This window comes from Companilactobacillus paralimentarius DSM 13238 = JCM 10415 (assembly GCF_001434985.1).
Taxonomy (GTDB): Bacteria; Bacillota; Bacilli; order Lactobacillales; family Lactobacillaceae; genus Companilactobacillus; species Companilactobacillus paralimentarius.
The window spans coordinates 1-305 of the sequence record NZ_AZES01000127.1; the positions used below are offsets into that span (position 1 = coordinate 1).

Annotated in this window: 1 protein-coding gene; it reads left to right on the forward strand. The window is 37.4% G+C overall.

Annotated elements, in window-relative coordinates:
* Window positions 1–11 precede the first annotated feature (11 nt).
* Window positions 12–305 (forward strand): CpsB/CapC family capsule biosynthesis tyrosine phosphatase (locus FD33_RS10645; RefSeq protein ID WP_338025598.1); only part of this gene is annotated, 294 nt, incomplete at its 3' end.

Below are 305 nucleotides of genomic sequence, written 5' to 3' on the forward strand. Positions count from 1 at the left end.
GAGAAAGAGAAATGAAATTAATTGATTTGCATTGCCACATATTGCCAGGCGTTGATGATGGTTCCAAAGATATGCAGATGTCATTAGATTTGGCTAAGGCAGCTGTAGATCAAGGAATTACCAATAGTTTGGTAACTCCTCACCATATGGATGGGGAATACACTAATCACAAACAAGATGTGATCAGAAAGACTAATGAATTTCAAAAAGCTTTAGATAATGCGGGAATACCGTTGAGTGTGTTTGCTAGTCAAGAAGTTCATCTAACAGGGGAACTAATGGATGCCATTGCTAAAGATGATATT